We start from the raw sequence: 16,701 nt of genomic DNA on the forward strand, positions 1-16,701 counted from the left end.
ATCCGACGTCGATAAGCCATTCCAACACTCCATCTTTGCTCTCAAAGTGAAGTGTTGCGTCGATCCATTGAGACCGCCCCGCAAAGCAGACATTGGAGCAATCTGCAACGAACGTCTGCTCTGCGGACAAAGCTGCCGTCCGAAAACATGCTTTTGGATAGCGAGACCTTTGGCCTGTTGATCCCAGCGTTGCATTATGGGTAGGCTTTTTATGAATTTACCTAGTGCAAAGTTTTGGGGGATCACGATGTTCAAACAAATTTCACTAGCACTACTGGCAGTTACCGTTTCTCCGAGCTTTGCTCTCGGTCAAGATATTGGGCCCGCAGAAGAAGACGTTTCGGGACCACCACAAAACTATTCTCCGTTCATCGAACGTACTGTTAAAAATCGTGGCCTCGCAGAGGGTCTTTATTGGGGTGACACCCACCTGCATACGATGTTTTCAACAGATGCCGGAATGATTGGAAATACGCTCACGCCGGTAGATGCCTATCGGTTTGCCATGGGTGAAGAAGTGATCACTTCGTCAGGTCAGAGACTGCGTATTGACCGGCCTCTCGATTTCCTAGTGGTTTCTGACCACGCTGAAAATCTCGGCTTGCCAGTAATGCTTGAGGAGGCAAACAGAGATCTGCTCGCGACCGAATACGGACAGCGCTTGTATGACCTTGTGCAAGCCGGAGAAGGCTATGCGGCTTTCCAGCTTTGGGGCAACGACGGTGTGGCGCAGAACCGAGACATTATCGACAATCCTAAACTTGATCGTACTATTTGGGACCGGCAGATCGAACTGGCGGATCAGTATAACGACCCGGGAAATTTTACTGCGTTCATAGGGTTTGAATGGACGTCTATAAACAATCAGGAAACGCCATCCAACCTTCACCGTGTCGTGCTCTTCAAAGAGGATGGCCGCAAAGCCAGCCAAGTGACACCATTTTCCGCGTATGACAGCCCTGATCCGGAAGATTTGTGGGCCTACATGCAAGCCTACGAAGACCTGACTGGAGGCTCCGTCATGGCGATCCCTCACAATGGCAACCTGTCCAACGGTCTCATGTTTGCCACTGAGCGTTTGAACGGAGAACCGATTGACACTGCGTATGCGGAAACGCGCATGCGGTGGGAGCCAATAATCGAAGTGACGCAAATCAAAGGCGATGGAGAGGCTCACCCTGCGTTGTCACCTGACGATGAGTTCGCCGACTACGGCACCTGGGACAAAGGCGATATCGGTGGGTTTAAACCAAAACAACCTGAGATGCTGCCTTATGAGTATGCGCGGTCAGCGTTGCAGGTCGGCATGCAACAAGAACAGAAACTTGGCATCAATCCATTCAAATTTGGCCAGATTGGAGCCACCGACGCGCATACCGCAGTGTCCACGACACGGGATGACAACTTCTGGGGGAAGATGCCATCGTCTGAACCTTCACCTGATCGGTGGAAGCATTATGTGATCCAATCCTTTAATGGTGACGAAACGTTATCCACATTTGAATATGAGGCTCTCGCTTCCGGTCTCGCTGGAGTTTGGGCACGGGAGAATACGCGTTCAGCCATCTTTGATGCCATGCAGGCAAAAGAGGTATATGCTACTACAGGCACCCGCATAACGGTCCGTTTTTTTGGGGGGTGGGATTTCGAAGGCGAAGACGTATTCCGTCCAAATGTCGTCGACATCGGCTATTCCCGCGGAGTTCCCATGGGAGGAGATCTGCCGCCGCAGGGCGAGGCAACCGCTCCGGTGTTTATGCTCGGCGCACTAAAGGATGTGAGCGCGGCCAATCTGGATCGCGTGCAGATTATCAAAGGCTGGATTGACGCGGAAGGGTCAAGGCAGGAACGCATCTATGATGTTGCCGTCTCGGATGGACGCGAAATCGGTGAGGACGGGCGTGCTCGGCAACCGGTTGGGTCTACAGTGGACGAGGCTAACGCGACCTACATTAACTCCATCGGAACCGCCGAGCTGCGAGGTGTGTGGACTGACCCTGATTTTGATCCTGCTCTTCCAGCGTACTACTACGCACGCGTTCTCGAAATACCAACGCCAACCTGGCAGGCGTATGACGAGAAGTTTTATGGGATGAAGATGGACGCTGATGTTCCGCGTTCGCACCAAGAACGGGCATATACGTCACCTATTTGGTACACACCCGAGCAGTAGGAAGGCTAAAATGACTGACCGCATGCTGCTGCTCCTGGCAGCACTTGGCCTCGTGCCGATCGCACTATCTTACGGGCTCGTACCTTCTGTCACAGTAACATACTTGCTCGGTTTCCCAGTGGAAGGAGCTAACCAAACGCATGTTTTCCGAGCCATAATGGGGCTTTATTTGGCAAATGCCGTTTTTTGGCTGATCTCAGCAGGAAAGCCGGAGTTGCAGCGCCCTGCGCTCTGGGTTCTTTTTCTGTTCATGGTGGGCCTAGCTGCCGGGCGCGCGCTGAGCATCATATTGGATGGCATGCCTGGGTTCGTTCTTTTGTTCTATCTTGTGGCCGAATTGGTGTTCGGCGTGTTGGCCTTTGTTTCGTTGCGAAGAAATGATGAAATCACTTGAGGTTGCAATGACTGTAGTTCGAACCAAGCATAGCTCGTTCGCGGGAATATCTCTAATATTTGCTACCGCAATGATGGCGCAGGCGTCATCCGTGCAAGAAGCGGTGGACGAAAATATTACGACGATTGAGGTCGCCATCGAGGAGGCTGGATTGGCTTCCATTGCCTCGATTGACCACTCGCGGCTCGCGGCTGCCGAAGGCGTAGAGATGCCGCCCTCGCGTGTTCAGATATTCTCGGACCCTCAAATCAACACACCCATTCTGAAAGAAAACATACGAGCGGGGCTCGACTTACCATTCCGCGTTCTGTCTTACGCACAGGATGGTACTGCTGAAGTCATTCACACAGGTTCGGATTTTCTGGAAGTCCGCCATGGGCTCAGAGACAAGTCCGTACTCGACACATTCTCTCAAAGACTAGGAGAAGTAGCGCGAGAGGTCGACGGCGATGCAGCAACAACAGATGGGCTCAGCAGAGACTATGGTGTCATCGAGTTGACCTCTGCACTAAGTGTTGCCGAGGCGGTTGAAAATCTCACCAAGATCGTGATGGCCCAAGACGATACTGTCTGGTTTGGTGAAATTGACTTTACAGCAGAAGCTGCGACGCAAGGTACGGAATTACCCAAAGCGGTACTTTTACTTTTCGGTGGACCTGGACCGGGTGGTATCGCAATGGAGGACTTTCCGGCAATCGGCCTTGATGCATTTTGCCAAAAGTTGCTGGTTTATGCGGGCGATGACGGTGGCTCCGTCGTGATTTTCAATGATATTGCTGCCTTTGCCGAGCTTTATTATGGCTCATCAGCCAAACCGCATCACGCGCTGAACGAAAGGCTTACAGCAACTTTTCAAAAAGCACTTCAGTAGAGCGATACCGCGCATCGCAAAAACGATGCAATTGCAGCATTGCGGAACTACGAGTTCTTTCAAAAACTGAGGTCCGCTTTGGGCTCAAACCGGTCGTTCGCTGCAGCTTGCTTGAAGTTCTACTTTGCGGACAAAGTTGACACACAGTCCCTTCATCCAAGAGCCAGCATCCATATGAAACGAACCTGCGCCTTTTAAAAACATTGATTGGCAATCGCCCTATGTTTCCCTATTGCTTCGTTTCTAGCTAATCGGTTTCACTAAACTCCAGATTTAGTGGTTGGTCTATTACTAGCGAATATATTTCAACTAGTTCCTCTCTTCCTCGAAGCTTGTGTGCGCCGATGCGCTCAAATTCTATTGGCTTGACCAACGCGCTACGTACAGAACTGGAAACAAGAATATTCACTTCACTTCGGGTACTACCCATAACTCTTCCGGCTTCCTCCAGCCGTTGCGCGACATTCACCGCATCTCCGACCACCGTGTAGCTGAGCCTCCCTTCGCTGCCGATATTCCCAACGACCACACGACCGATGTGGATACCAATGCGCAGCCTAACTGAATATGCTAAGCCCGCATCTACCCTTTCATGTTGATTGTAATCCGCTATCCACTTAGCGATCTCGATCGCCGCGTGGCAAGCTAGGTCGGCCGCATCATCTTGATGTTCCAGAGCACCCCAGATGGCCATCACAGAGTCTCCGATGAACTTGTCGATGGTACCGTGGTTATTCTGGATACAGTCGGCTAGCCCTGCAAAGTGGTCATTTAGGAACAGTGCCGTTTGGGGAGCCGTAAGATGCTCCGATAGTGTCGTAAACTCAACAATATCCGTGAACATTATGACCACGTCCCGGTGGGAAGATTTGATCTGCTTCCCTGCGTTTCGGCGCATCAATTGGCGGACCAGACGTTTCGGTACATAAAGTTCAAACCAGCGAAGACCTTCGAGCATGAAATTGTACGAGCGTGCCGCCTCATCCAATTCCCGAAAAAAGGATCCTTCGATTTCATCGACCTTCGAAATGTCGAGATCATGCACTCGCTTTGCGCTATCGGACAGGCGGCGCACTGGCTTGGCAATTTCCTGACCAATCAAAGCAGCCACACCGGCCGAAACAACAGCCATAACAAGGCAGAAAATGATCGCCCACTTCAACCGCGCCGCCTCCGCAATGATATCGTGGGCTTCAAAATAAGTAGCAACGGTAAGTGGTTGAGCGCCATAGTCGGATAACTCTTCAAAAAATATGACAAATTCCCAATCGGCGTAGGCAACGAAACGGGTGTTCGCTCCGGTTAGAAAGTACTTCGCGACACTAAAGCGGTCATTCGGTTGCCACATCGCTGAAACAATTGGATCGGAAAAACGGTCTTGTTGAGGAAGCGGTACCGCGCGGTTTAAACCAGCGTACCCAAACGCCATGAGTGGATGGGCTAAAACAGCGTTCCTACCGTATAGAATGAAGACGTTTGCACCGAATTCCATTTCCTGATCGGCCAAAAATTCAGATAGTTTTATAACCGAAACCCAAGCTGACAGGACGCCGACTATCGTTCCTTGCTGAATAACCGGCCTTTGGTAACTCAACACAGATTGGCCGTATTCCTCACGCCAAAGAATTTTTCCCCAACGAGCTTTTCCAGTATCAATTGTCTTGTCGATGAGGTCGCGCAGGTCAACATCGTCTCCGAGTTTCGAGAATATGGGAAGCGTTTCGTCTTCCGTGCGCTCAACACCTGTCAGGATTTGTTGTCTGTCAATATACTGTATCCTCAGAATCTGAGGGGTTGCTGAAATGGCGCCAAGCAACAGGCTAACGAACTCTTCTGAGCCGTCTGGTTCAACTTCCCCTAAGGTGATTTTGCTCGCGATAAAATCGATTTGATCTGAAGCTGCAGTTAGATAGCGCTCCACCTGTTGTCGTTGCGTACCAATTATGAGTTGAGCCTTTTGGGTAAGCAATTCCGAGGTATTACGATAGCCAACGACCAACCCGACGCCCAATACACCCGCGACTGAAGTGAGAACAAAGAAACCCAGCCCAAGCGCCAAAGCGACTGACATAGAAGCATGCCATTCGCTGCCATTCCCTTGGGAAGTATTTCCTTTTTGCTCCCCCATGACATGCCCCGTGAACGAGACCATCGATTGGTGTAATTCGTCAGATTATATTCAACTTCTTAAGTTTTTAAAAGATTTGCTTGTTGGATGCAGCCGTGGCTTGGGCCTTCAAAGACCTCTGAGGGCCCACCCTTCGCACCCGTAACACCCGAAACCAATGGGGCATAAACGGGGGCATTTCTTGGAGGGTTTAGCTCCAAGAGCCATTTGTCGTTCCATGTTCTGATGGTCTGGCTGGGGTGGTAGGAATCCTTGCCGTCCGATGATTAGACTCGGCTTTTCCAACCGGTGACCGGAACTGGGGCGGTTGCGGGGGCATTTCTGACCGCTAGAGAGGCCGTTAGAGGGTGCCAGCAGGTGCCGACGAGACCGCTAGAGGACCGTCCACCGGCGCTGACGACCCGCTGACGAGATGTTCCGGGTGCTGACGGTCGGGCGCTGGTGCTGGCGGCTTGGGGCAGAGCGGGCGCTCCAGCTAAGTGCTGCGAATGGCTGTTGAGAGCCCATAGCGGAACCCACATCAAACGCTTTCATAAGCGCTTGGGATAGCGAGCGATCACGCGATTGGTCCTTGGTCGACCTGTGGACAAACCGGCGAAGGGCGTAATTTTTGTCAATATGCCAATTCTGTGCAATTCTGATTAGACACTAAGACAAATGGGGTGAGAGATGTCTGGCATAGACCAGATAAAGGAATTCGACAGCGGTATGGCTGCAGCAATCAATGCAGGCGATGGCGCCGGCACTGCGAAATATTACGCCGATGACGCTTCAATCCATCCACCCGGTGCAGGTCGTATTGATGGCACGGATGCAATTCAGGGTTATTGGCAAGCCGCCATTGATGCTGGCCTTAGTGATGTCAGTATTGTCGCCAGCTCCGTCGATCTTGACGGTGACAGTTCAATTTCAGTCGGAACGCTGTCGGGCAAGATGGGAGATGCCGCGCTTACAGGGAAGTATATCGTAACCGGCAGGAAAACCGACGAGGGCTGGAAAATGGTTCACGACATTTGGAACTTTGACGCCTGATTTCTTAAGCGGCGACGCTGGACCTCAACTGGAAGTCCAGGAATTTCTTAAAAATCCCACGTCCACATTCATTGCGAATATTTTGGTGTTCGCTTTGTCCGCACAACCGACGTTCGCTCCCTATAGTGAACTCTCGAATGTCTGCTGTGAGCCCAAAGCAGACGGTCGGAATCGTTAAAAGTTAGTACCAAAGCCCGCGGCGATTGAAACCTGTCAAACGAGAAGCCGTAGTCTGTCTGGGTTTGTTGCAGAATGGCTATCCACCGATCATTGCGGCGACGATCAAGAGCACTCCGTCTGTTCCGCCTTCCGATCTGGCCATTGCTACCAGCATGATGCCGACGATGAAGAGCAGAGCCGTACCAAACCGGAACAGTTCTTCGCGGTTTAGACGAACTGCTTTTTCTACTCTGTCAGTTCTCAACATTTTTGGTCCATCGGTCTCATGTAGCAAGTCAGTTCAAACAGTTGGGCAAGTAGAGTTCCTACGCCATGATTTGAATCAATGAGACATGCACGTTGCAGTAGTAGAAACATCGAGGTCAGAAAGCACGCAGGTTTGGGATGTAATATCTGTTGAAAATCTTGGCGCTGCAGGAGAGTTGGTCGAGGTTAGCGTGCGATCTTCCTGTAGGTCGAAATTCGCGCCATTCGGTGTTTTTCGATCCAAAAAATTTGGACTAATTGAATGATCAAGTACTACCTACCGGTCGCAATTGGCGCGCTACTAATTGCCTTCTGGGTAAGTCCTGACGCGCAGGTGGTTGCAGCTGGGATCGCTATCTTTTTGTTTGGCATGCTTATGCTTGAAGACGGCTTCAAGCTGCTTGGAGGCGGAACACTAGAACGAATGCTTCAGCGGGCGACAAAATCCGTTTCGCGATCTCTACTATTCGGTTTCGTCTCTACTGCGTTGTTGCAGTCCAGCTCACTGGTTTCGGTCATAACGATTTCATTTTTAAGTGCTGACCTCATTTCTCTGGTCGGTGGGGTGGGGATAATCTTTGGGGCCAATATCGGAACGACGACGGGTGCGTGGTTGGTTGCCGGGCTAGGATTGAAGGTGAATATCGCAACCTATGCCATGCCAATTATCGGCCTTAGCATAATCCTTGTGTTTCAGAAGCCGAAGGTGCTCCGTGGGATTGGTTACGCCCTTGGCGGACTGGGTTTTCTGTTCCTAGGCATTCATTACATGAAAGAGGGTTTCGACGCGTTCAAGGACCAGGTCGATCTAATGCGATTTGCTTTGTCGGGATTTTGGGGGCTGGTGGTCTATTGTTTGTTGGGGACTGCCGCAACCGTGATTATGCAGTCGAGCCACGCGACGATGGTGCTTACTCTCACTGCGCTTGCCGCTTCACAAATTAGCTATGAAAACGCGCTGGCTCTCGCGATCGGGGCTAATATTGGAACCACGATTACGGCGATTATTGGCTCGATCAGCGCCAATTTTCAGGGCAAGCGACTGGCATTGGCGCACCTGATCTTCAATACAATAACTGCGGCGGTAGCTTTGGTTTTCATAGTCCCGCTACGTGAGATGGTTGACCTGATCAGTGGTGCCGTGGGTATCGGTGCGGAAGATTTTGCTCTGAAGTTGGCAGTGTTCCATACTATCTTTAACGTGCTCGGCGTCTTTCTCATGTTACCATTGATGCGGGGACTGATCTCCTTTCTAGAACGCAGTATTATCGAACCAATCCCGGATGTTAGTCAACCGCGTTACCTGAACGACGCGGCCGATGATTTCCCACAAACTCTTGAGATTGCACTTCGAAAGGAGGTCATGCACCTATACGAAAACGCGATGACGTTGATCTTGCATGGCCTGAATCTGCATAGGAAGGATGTGCTTAGCGCGAACAGCGTTGCAGAGGTGGTTCGAAGCAGTCGAACACCTACCGACATGGATATTGAGGAAAGCTATCGGCGCAAGATCAAGACACTCTATTCCGCCATTGTCGAATTCTCGACGCGCGTCGGGGAAAAACGTGTCGAACCAGATGTAGCGGAACGAGTTTATGCCCTGAGAGATGTCGCTGGCGACATCGTTCAAGCGGTTAAGTCGGTCAAACACCTGCGAAAGAATATCTTGCGTTACACTGTACGGTTTTCCGGGAGTGCAACCGAACTGTATGATGACCTCCGTACTGAAATTGCCAGAATACTCATTGAGATTCAAAAACTTGAAGACGCAGAACCGGGTGAGCGTAGTGCGCTCTGGCTTGATCAGGAACGTGCGCAAATAGAAGAAGATGCTCGGACCGCTGCGCGCCGTGTAGAACAGCTCATTCGAAAAAACCAACTCACTCCCGATGCCGCAACTTCATTTCTCAACGACTCGGATTATGCCTATAGCGCGATGCGTAAGCTGATCGAAGCAGCGAGAACCTTTTACATCGAACGAGACAGCGCCATGGCCGAAGTCGAACGTTTGTTGGCTTTAGAAGAAGAAGAACTCGGTGAGTATAAGATTGAAACCGATGCGCTCTCTAAGGAAGAAGAATCCGAAAAACATCACAGTAAAGTCGTAGAAAGCAAATAGCATGCTGAAATTGTGCGACGATCTGCGGGGGGTATTAAGATGGGATTGAAAAAACTTGCCGAAAAAATGGTCGAGTACAACTCGCGTCTTGAGGCAGGCAAAGCGAAGAAAATTAAATCCAGCCATGTTCAGAAGGTACTCAAAAAGCTGCGCAAGAAGGTGGCAGATCTTGAAGCCGAAATTCATTTGGAGAAAAATTCTGACAGGAAAGCCAGACTGGTTCGAAAACTCGGAACAGCGCACGAGAGTGTCAAACGGGCTGAGTGGCTGTTGAGCGAAATTGACTAATACTCTGGTTCAGGCTTTAGAAATTAGAGGACTCGTGACGAGTGCCTTCGTGGCCATTTTGAACCTGATGCCAACACACCTAAGCAACTGGAGTGCCCGATTTGATTTGGACCACCGTTATGTCTGAGAAACGGAGGACCGAGAATGGCTAACAAGAGACATAAGCCGGAAGAAATAGTTCAGAAGCTGCGGCAAGTTGATGTGCTTGTCGGCCAGGGAATGATGCGTGTAGATGCGATCCGCGAGGTTTGCATTTGGTGGCGAAATCCAATCTTTGGCGCGGTGTTTGAGACAGACCAACAAATCGCGGTGGCTTTGCCCAATGGGCAACGAATGATGGTAGGCCTGCCGTTGGCGAATTTGCTCACCTTTCTTGAATCGATCCAGTCTGAATAGTCACTGACCAATCTGCTCATCCGTGTCAGCCGTTCGTCTGATTGACATGAGAGTCAACGGCGGCCCCAACACCTCGAAGGCCACAGTACTGACTAGAGTAAAAGCCATGATCGACGCGGCCCAATGTGGAAATTGCTCTCCGGCGACAAGGGCCATTCCTACCGCGACACCGGCCTGTGGTAACAAAGCTGGACCGTACCATCGGGTCTGACGGCTAGGCAGGCCGCCAAGTCTCGCTCCGCAATAACCCCCGACGAGGCGGGCGACAGCGCGCAAGAATAGGAAAAGAGCACCAGCCCAGCCCATCAAGCCGAAGGCTTCAATATCCAACGTGGCGCCAGCCAACAGGAAGAACAGGATCATGAATGGCCACTGAATGTGCTCGATCTCATGGAAAGCACGCTCGTGATGGCGGGCAAGATTCCCGATAACTGCGCCCGCAACCATGCCTGCTACCAAGAATGAAACCTCCAGCCAAAGCGCGAGGCCCGCTGTAAGAAAGACTATGCCCACTGCTTCTGCCTGCATTGGCTCTCCCGGTTTCAAGCGACCGGTCAGGTAAGCGGATGGCACGCCTAGTGCAGAACCCAACAAAATAGCCCCTCCGAAATCCCACATCGCTGTGGTCGTGATGGTAGCCCAACCGTCCGAATGACCGGCCAGAACCAATGCGACGCTGAAAACGATCAGACCCCAAGCGTCATCAATTGCGACTATGCCCTTTAATGTCTCGGTGAAGCTGTTGGACACCCCAGATTGTTTTATCACGTCTGTCATGGCGGCCGGAGCTGTAGCCGTAGCAATTGCCGCCAGCACCAGCGCCAACCCGAAGGGCACGCCAATAGCGGCCAGTCCAGCAGACACAATAACAAGGGTTGCAACCACGATTGAAATCGAAATCGTCAGAATGGCTCGGCCATGCCGAACCAGATTCTCGCGGGTCAATGATCCTCCAAGAAGAAATGCGACCATCGTCAATGCCACGATGGATACCTCATCGAACCACATTGCAACGTCGAGTGGGATCAACCCCATTCCGGCATTCCCTGCGATCAAGCCAAGGAAAAGCAAGGTGGTAACACGAGGAAGATGCGTGGCCCGGCCGAGTTGGTCGGCCGCCAATCCGGCAAGGAAGAGCACACCAAGGGTAATCAGAAAGCCGGCAATGTGCATAGAAAACCAAGCGTTAAGTTCTTGTCTAGACTACTCTAACCCCAACCCTGCCTGCTAGGAACCGATGACGGAGAAAATGCGAGTGTCCCGTCGCAGCTTAGGCCGAAGATCCCTAAAAAAGGGATATTGATCTGTATTAAGGCGAAAGCGCGCTGCACTTGACACAATAACTCATTCAGGAAATGAAGAGAAACTTTCGATGCCGACAAAGGAATCTAACACAAATATTCCGACGTCACTTTTGGATGTTTTCAAACAAATGCAGCCGCCCATGTCTGGCAATCCGGCCTTCGATGCCCAGATCGAACAATTTTGGGACGCATAGGAAAATTGCTCGAAGAAACAGAGGCCTTTGCGCAGCATTGGTTCGAACGGCGTCACGAGGCCGTCCGGACAGCTCTACAAGCTGCACGCAATGTGTCTTCCGCGAACCCGTCCGATCCATCGAAAGCCCTTCAGAGCATGGCGGAATGGCAGCGCCATTCGGCTGAGCGGTTGGTTGCTGACGCGCAGGAATGGTTCGAAACCGTGTCCCGTTGTGCATCTTATGTTGCTGAAACCGAAGCTGAAGCTGTTGAGAAAACAGTTGGTGATTTTGCAGCCTCTACAAAGAGCGCGGAGAAATCTTCAAAACCTAACCCTGTGTAGGGTTCCTGCTTCCGAAAAACCAAACTGAAATCATCGGAGCAGTAGATAGGAGGGTCTTGTCTGAAGAACTTTGCTTGAGAGGTGAAGGGGTGTTGCGTAGCATTTGCCCATGACCAGATACGTCTCGTTTTTTCGCAGCAATGGAAATCCCGCTGCTTCAGGGGTACGGACTCACAGAGGCTGGACCTGCAGTAACCGGGTCGACAATTGATGATCGTCGCTGTGACAGCGTCGGCTTCACGCTTCCGGGCAGCGAACTAAAAATAGGTGATCGGCAAGAACTGTTGATCCACTCACCGAGCGCTATGATCGGCTACTGGAATAACCCAGACGCGACAAACGATGCCTTCGATCAAGATCATTGGCTTCGTACAGGCGATGCGGCCGAGATAATCGATGAGCGTGTTTATATAAGGGGAAGAATAAAGGACATCCTCGTGCTATCGACCGGGGAAAACGTCAATCCAACGCCTATAGAAGCAGCTCTGGCTGCCGATCCTCTGATCGAACAGGTCTGTGTGTTGGGTGATAGCAAGCCATGGTGCTCGGCGGTTGTCGTTGTAAATGCACCGAAATTCCAAGCTTGGTGCGAAAAGACGGATGTTTCCTTAGCTAACCCAATGTCCGAAGAAGTTCGACGGAATCTGGTTGAATATCTAACAAATAGATTGGAAGATATCCCGCCCTTTGCCCGCATCCGCGACATTGTCATCGAGACTGAACCCTGGGGTCTAGAAAACGGTCTAATCACGCCGACACTAAAGCCTAAGCGAGCAAGAGTTCTAGCAAGGTATGAGAAAGCACTCTCAGATCTTTACCGCTGAATACATGTTTCTTGTTGCGCCTAATCACCATTGGCGCACGCGCAATGCAGGGTCTTTTTGTATGCCAGCGGGTGACAAATACGAAAATGGTGTGAACTTTCAAACGAATCCAATCCTTGGTCATCTGACCCACATCAAGGAGTTGGACGGGTTTCGAATGCTAAGATTGGATTGTTAAGTGGTTAAGCTGTATTTCGCTTTTTGCTGCCCGCTCCAATAGCCGTTTCCGAAGTCAACGAAAACAAGTGGAGTTGGCGCCCCTAAGGACGCTGACTTGCTCCAAATCTTGAAGGGCAAAAAACTCGATTTTAGTGAGCTTGAGACTATGAAAAAACTGACGGCAGTAATCCTGGTTGGCTCCGTGTTTTATCCGTTTCAGAATTTGGCGGAAACAGTTCCGACACAAGGCGAAGATCTATTCATTGCACACTGCGCCAAATGCCATGGCGTTGATGCACAGGGAAATGGGCCTGCGGCGACAGCCGTGAAAACACAACCTCCGGATTTGACCAAGATTGCCGACCGAAGAAGCGGGGTTTGGCCAATGCTAGAAGTGATGTCGATCTTGGATGGCTATACAAAAACAACGAACCCACGTGAGGACATGCCCATTATCGCCGAGCTAAGCGAAGGCTCCAAGGTCGAATTTGATACGGGAAATGGCTTGGTAGCAGAAGTTCCTGCCAAACTCATCGCGTTGACCGAGTATCTGGAGAGCATTCAATCTCCCAAGCCGCTTGGTTACGTGCCGTGAACACCGAGCCGAAAAAGACTTTTCTTGGTCGTCGGAGGCAAAGATGATTGTTGAAGACCAAAGCGAAGTAGTGGCTTTCCTGTCGGACCCAGCCACGTACGGCATTAATAATACAGTCGATGTTATCGAAACACATATTTCAATCGTTTTTCTTGCCGGAAGTCGAGCATACAAGCTGAAGAAGGCGGTCTATTTGCCTTATGCAGACTTCTCAACTTCTGAAATTCGGTCAGAGGCATGCGCAAAGGAGTTGCAACTTAACAAAATCACTTCGCCCGAAATCTATCTCGGCGTGCGGCACATTACTCGAAGCGTCTCAGGGTTGAATTTGGACGGGCAGGGCGAGTTTGTTGACGCAGTTGTTGAGATGGTACGCTTCGATCAAGATGCAATTCTGGACCAAATGGCTGTGCGTGGAGCGTTGACTGCGGACGTGATGAGTGTCCTGGCCAAGACGATCGCCAAAGCTCATCAGTCGGCAAAAAAGGTCCAAGCCAATGGGCATGAAAATATCGAAGCCGTCCTAGATATTAATCATGCGGGGTTTCAGCAAAGTTCGGTGTTTTCCAAGGCTGAAGTTGACCTATTAGACGGGGCTTTTCACGCGGATTTGAAGCAGAGGGCACCTATCCTCAACAAACGCGCCGCGCGTGGTTGCGTTAGACTTTGTCATGGCGACCTTCATCTTCGAAACATTTGCCTTTTCGGCGGTCGCCCAAGACTTTTCGACTGTATCGATTTCAATGACCAGTTGGCGACTGTTGACGTTCTCTATGATCTCGCCTTCCTAGCTATGGACCTTTGGCACAGGGATTTACGACAGTTCGCGAACCTCGTCGTAAATCACTATCTAGATATTACAGAGGAAGAAGACGGTTACCCTTGTTTGCCGTTTTTTATTGCTCTTCGAGCAGCGGTCCGAGCGCATGTCCTTGCGACCCAATCCGAAGACCCACATGTCGAAGACGCAAACGACAAGCGGCAAGACGCCCGCAGTTACTACGATCTGGCAATGTCTATCTTGGGTGCCTCGAAGCCACGCTTAGTCGCGATCGGCGGCTTCAGTGGTAGCGGCAAGTCGACTATGTCGAGTGCAATCGCTCCTGCCATCGGATCTGCGCCGGGTGCAAGAGTGATAGAAAGTGACAGGACTCGCAAAGCAATGTTTGGGTGCGATCCACACACCAAGTTGCCGGACCATGCCTATGTGCCTGAGGTTTCGGATAGGGTGTATGGTTCAATGGCGCAGCGAGCCGGCTCACTTTTAAGCGGTGGAAGCGCGGTGGTGGTCGACGCCGTTTACGATCGCCCTAGCCGAAGGAAGGAAGTCGAACTGGTCGCGCGAGAAGCTTGCGTTCGCTTCGACGGCATCTGGTTAACTGCGGCGCCGGGAGAACTCAAACGACGCGTTCAGACACGGCCTAAATCAGCTTCTGATGCGACTCCGAGAGTGCTTGAAAGTCAGTTGCAAAAGCACTTGGGTCCGATTGATTGGAACTATATTAAGACCTCTTGTACAATAGAAGAAACGCGGTTGAAGATTTTGAAGTCGTTGGTCTGAAATTGTCAGAAGAACTTTGCTTGAGCGGAGCAGGGGGCTTTCATAGCCTCAGCTTATGAATAAAAGATCGCCTTTAAAGTACAACAAATCCAGCCACGAGATTATTCGTCTGACCGTCAACCAGCAGGTTTGTCGACAGAGTGCTCGTTTTAAAAAGCTGATCCTGCTGAGGTCTTTTTAGTGGGCTAGGAAGACTGGCAACATTGTCTGCTCGACCATCGAAAGGGTCGTTCCGCCCAAAACAGTCTGGATCATCCGGGCGTGACCGTATGCGCCCATCACAATCAGATCTGAGCCGGCCTCCGCCGCGCGGCCCTGAATAACATCGGCGATGGAGCGTCCACCGCTGGGATACTGTGACAAGGTTACCAAGCATCCATGATGGCTGAGCCATGCGGCCACATCGGTTCCGGGATCCTGCCCGTCACGGTTAACCGTGGTCACAGGGTCGATACATCCTATAATCACCTCGCGCGCGTCCAGCATATGCGGTAGGGCGGCGTGAACTGCCGCCGACGCGGCCTTGCTGCTGTCCCAGGCGACAAATATGCATTCGGGATTTCGTGCTAGGTTGGCATTTATCCGAAATCCAATCGGTGAGTGGAACAAAACGCCGGATGCCGCTTCGGTCATCAGATCGCGGGTCTCCCGCAGACTTTGAGAAAAGATCGCCTCATCGCTCACACGGGCAAATCGCGCAACGACATGTTTGGCATCCATGCTTGCAGTAAGGACGGCCTGAACCTCCCCCGACGCATTTCTTTGTGCGAGCAGTTGTTCAATGGTATCACATCTGGATTTGATATTAGCTTGCGTGGAGGCTAGGGCCTCCTTCCAATCGTCCGGAATATTCAGCCCGCCATATGGCGGAACCGAGTAGGAATAAGCAGGCAAGGCAGGGGCCGTATCAAGCATAAGACAAAGCAAATGATGGTCCTCTCTTGCGGCCATTTCCGCAACCTCACCGATCTCGCGGTCTTCGGTTTGAACATTCATAACGAAAAGTGTGGTGCGGCGTTCCATATGTGTCTCCATTGAAGTTTGGTGCTGGTCAGAGGCCCGCAACTGTCTAATGAACTATACACCGGTCACTCACCATTCATCGTCTATAGAATTCGAACCTGTCAATTCTTGCATAATCTTCAGGCGGGAGGAGCCGATACGGAAGGCGGCAGCATTGTCCGCGTTGAGGTCATGACCATATTTTTCCCAGCGTCTGCTAGCTCACGAAGCAGACGTCCCACATAATGTAACGTTCAAGTTGTATAGCCCTAGGATTTGCGGATCTGCACCTTGGTATCTTCCGACTTTGCTGGTGCGACCTTAGGAATAGTGATGGTCAACACTCCATCCTTCAGGTGTGCATCGACACTGCCGGCATCCGCGTCCGGCGGCAGCCGAAAAGACCGGCTGAAAGAGCCATACTGACGCTCGGAGAAGAACCATGTCTCGCCTTTCTCTTCGCGCTCGGTCTGCTTTTCGCCCTTCAGCGTTACAACACCGTCATGAACACTCAAGTCGATGTCTTCTTCAGCCACCCCTGGCAGTTCGACGCTGATACGGTAAGTGTCATCCGAACCTGACGCCTCCGATGCGGGGGCCAACCATTCGGATACACGCGTCCCCACTTGCCGAAGGGGTTCATAAAGCGAAGGCCAGAAGCCGCTGGTGTGAGATTTCTCAACCATTTCCACGTTCTCCTCTCTGATAGGGTGAAGAGATATAGAGTTGGTCGCCGTTCAACGTCCTTGATGCGGATCAAAAGGAAATGGCTGCAAAGTCCGCGTAGCGGTCACTCAGACAGAACCCAGCGAACGGCATGTGTGGATGGCTCCTGCATAGCAAGACGTTTTTGATCTGATTTGTGCATTTGTCAGAAGCAGTCATGTGTCCGGCCTGTTTGCGCGGTTT

General features: G+C 51.3%; 16 protein-coding genes and 1 pseudogene. 12 read left to right on the forward strand and 5 right to left on the reverse strand.

What is annotated here, in order from left to right:
* Positions 1 to 247: 247 nt before the first annotated feature.
* From ACR0KN_RS21915 to ACR0KN_RS21925, 3 genes are read left to right on the forward strand one after another with little or no spacing between them, the layout of a single operon-like run.
* Complete coding sequence (locus ACR0KN_RS21915) at positions 248 to 2,173, forward strand: DUF3604 domain-containing protein (protein WP_480656576.1); 1,926 nt, start codon at positions 248 to 250, stop codon at positions 2,171 to 2,173.
* A gap of 10 nt (positions 2,174 to 2,183) precedes the next feature.
* Positions 2,184 to 2,567 carry a DUF4345 domain-containing protein gene (locus ACR0KN_RS21920; RefSeq protein WP_058271319.1) on the forward strand — a complete coding sequence of 128 codons (384 nt, stop codon included), beginning with the start codon at positions 2,184 to 2,186 and terminating at the stop codon, positions 2,565 to 2,567.
* Between the two features lie 7 nt (positions 2,568 to 2,574).
* The gene (locus ACR0KN_RS21925) at positions 2,575 to 3,438 is read left to right on the forward strand and encodes a DUF302 domain-containing protein (protein WP_480656578.1); all 864 of its coding nucleotides are present in this window, start codon (positions 2,575 to 2,577) and stop codon (positions 3,436 to 3,438) included.
* A gap of 247 nt (positions 3,439 to 3,685) precedes the next feature.
* On the opposite strand, the gene ACR0KN_RS21930 is transcribed toward ACR0KN_RS21925, so the two are convergent.
* The gene (locus ACR0KN_RS21930; protein WP_480656580.1) at positions 3,686 to 5,566 is read right to left on the reverse strand and encodes an adenylate/guanylate cyclase domain-containing protein; all 1,881 of its coding nucleotides are present in this window, start codon (positions 5,564 to 5,566) and stop codon (positions 3,686 to 3,688) included.
* 669 nt (positions 5,567 to 6,235) lie between these two features.
* Here ACR0KN_RS21930 and ACR0KN_RS21935 point away from each other — a divergent pair.
* Positions 6,236 to 6,598 carry a YybH family protein gene (locus ACR0KN_RS21935; protein ID WP_480656582.1) on the forward strand — a complete coding sequence of 121 codons (363 nt, stop codon included), beginning with the start codon at positions 6,236 to 6,238 and terminating at the stop codon, positions 6,596 to 6,598.
* 256 nt (positions 6,599 to 6,854) lie between these two features.
* On the opposite strand, the gene ACR0KN_RS21940 is transcribed toward ACR0KN_RS21935, so the two are convergent.
* Entirely contained in the window at positions 6,855 to 7,025 is a 171-nt protein-coding gene (locus tag ACR0KN_RS21940) for a hypothetical protein (RefSeq protein WP_170664628.1), read from the reverse strand.
* Positions 7,026 to 7,286: 261 nt separating this feature from the next.
* Here ACR0KN_RS21940 and ACR0KN_RS21945 point away from each other — a divergent pair, with 261 nt between their 5' ends.
* The 3 genes from ACR0KN_RS21945 (at position 7,287) to ACR0KN_RS21955 (ending at position 9,830) form a co-directional block, all read left to right on the forward strand.
* Positions 7,287 to 9,146, forward strand: coding sequence for a Na/Pi cotransporter family protein (locus tag ACR0KN_RS21945; protein WP_480656584.1), 1,860 nt, complete (start codon positions 7,287 to 7,289; stop codon positions 9,144 to 9,146).
* Positions 9,147 to 9,185: 39 nt separating this feature from the next.
* Complete coding sequence (locus ACR0KN_RS21950; protein WP_170514567.1) at positions 9,186 to 9,434, forward strand: hypothetical protein; 249 nt, start codon at positions 9,186 to 9,188, stop codon at positions 9,432 to 9,434.
* Positions 9,435 to 9,578: 144 nt separating this feature from the next.
* Positions 9,579 to 9,830: a hypothetical protein gene (locus ACR0KN_RS21955; RefSeq protein ID WP_170468756.1), complete on the forward strand. Its 252-nt coding sequence runs from the start codon at positions 9,579 to 9,581 to the stop codon at positions 9,828 to 9,830.
* Here ACR0KN_RS21955 and ACR0KN_RS21960 read toward each other — a convergent pair whose 3' ends face one another.
* Positions 9,831 to 11,003: a cation:proton antiporter domain-containing protein gene (locus tag ACR0KN_RS21960; RefSeq protein WP_170547301.1), complete on the reverse strand. Its 1,173-nt coding sequence runs from the start codon at positions 11,001 to 11,003 to the stop codon at positions 9,831 to 9,833.
* Positions 11,004 to 11,333: 330 nt separating this feature from the next.
* On the opposite strand from ACR0KN_RS21960, the gene ACR0KN_RS21965 reads away from it, so the two are divergent.
* The 5 genes and pseudogenes from ACR0KN_RS21965 (at position 11,334) to ACR0KN_RS21985 (ending at position 14,790) form a co-directional block, all read left to right on the forward strand.
* Positions 11,334 to 11,651 (forward strand): hypothetical protein, encoded by a 318-nt coding sequence (locus ACR0KN_RS21965; RefSeq protein ID WP_480423181.1) that lies wholly within the window; start codon positions 11,334 to 11,336, stop codon positions 11,649 to 11,651.
* A 137-nt stretch (positions 11,652 to 11,788) separates the two neighbouring features.
* A pseudogene (locus ACR0KN_RS21970) lies at positions 11,789 to 11,959 on the forward strand (AMP-binding protein); the annotation flags it as partial.
* Positions 11,957 to 12,475: a hypothetical protein gene (locus tag ACR0KN_RS21975; protein WP_480656593.1), complete on the forward strand. Its 519-nt coding sequence runs from the start codon at positions 11,957 to 11,959 to the stop codon at positions 12,473 to 12,475. The pseudogene ACR0KN_RS21970 and the gene ACR0KN_RS21975, both read left to right, overlap by 3 nt.
* A gap of 286 nt (positions 12,476 to 12,761) precedes the next feature.
* Positions 12,762 to 13,229, forward strand: coding sequence for a c-type cytochrome (locus tag ACR0KN_RS21980; protein WP_480656587.1), 468 nt, complete (start codon positions 12,762 to 12,764; stop codon positions 13,227 to 13,229).
* 43 nt (positions 13,230 to 13,272) lie between these two features.
* Complete coding sequence (locus ACR0KN_RS21985) at positions 13,273 to 14,790, forward strand: bifunctional aminoglycoside phosphotransferase/ATP-binding protein (RefSeq protein WP_480656589.1); 1,518 nt, start codon at positions 13,273 to 13,275, stop codon at positions 14,788 to 14,790.
* 177 nt (positions 14,791 to 14,967) lie between these two features.
* Here the strand turns inward: ACR0KN_RS21985 and ACR0KN_RS21990 are convergent, their stop codons facing one another.
* A complete protein-coding gene (locus ACR0KN_RS21990) occupies positions 14,968 to 15,813 on the reverse strand; it encodes a universal stress protein (protein WP_480656591.1) in 846 nt (281 codons plus the stop codon).
* Positions 15,814 to 16,061: 248 nt separating this feature from the next.
* Positions 16,062 to 16,478, reverse strand: coding sequence for an Hsp20/alpha crystallin family protein (locus ACR0KN_RS21995; protein ID WP_170547320.1), 417 nt, complete (start codon positions 16,476 to 16,478; stop codon positions 16,062 to 16,064).
* Between the last annotated feature and the right edge of the window lie 223 nt (positions 16,479 to 16,701).

This window comes from Ruegeria sp. AP7 (assembly GCF_056539905.1).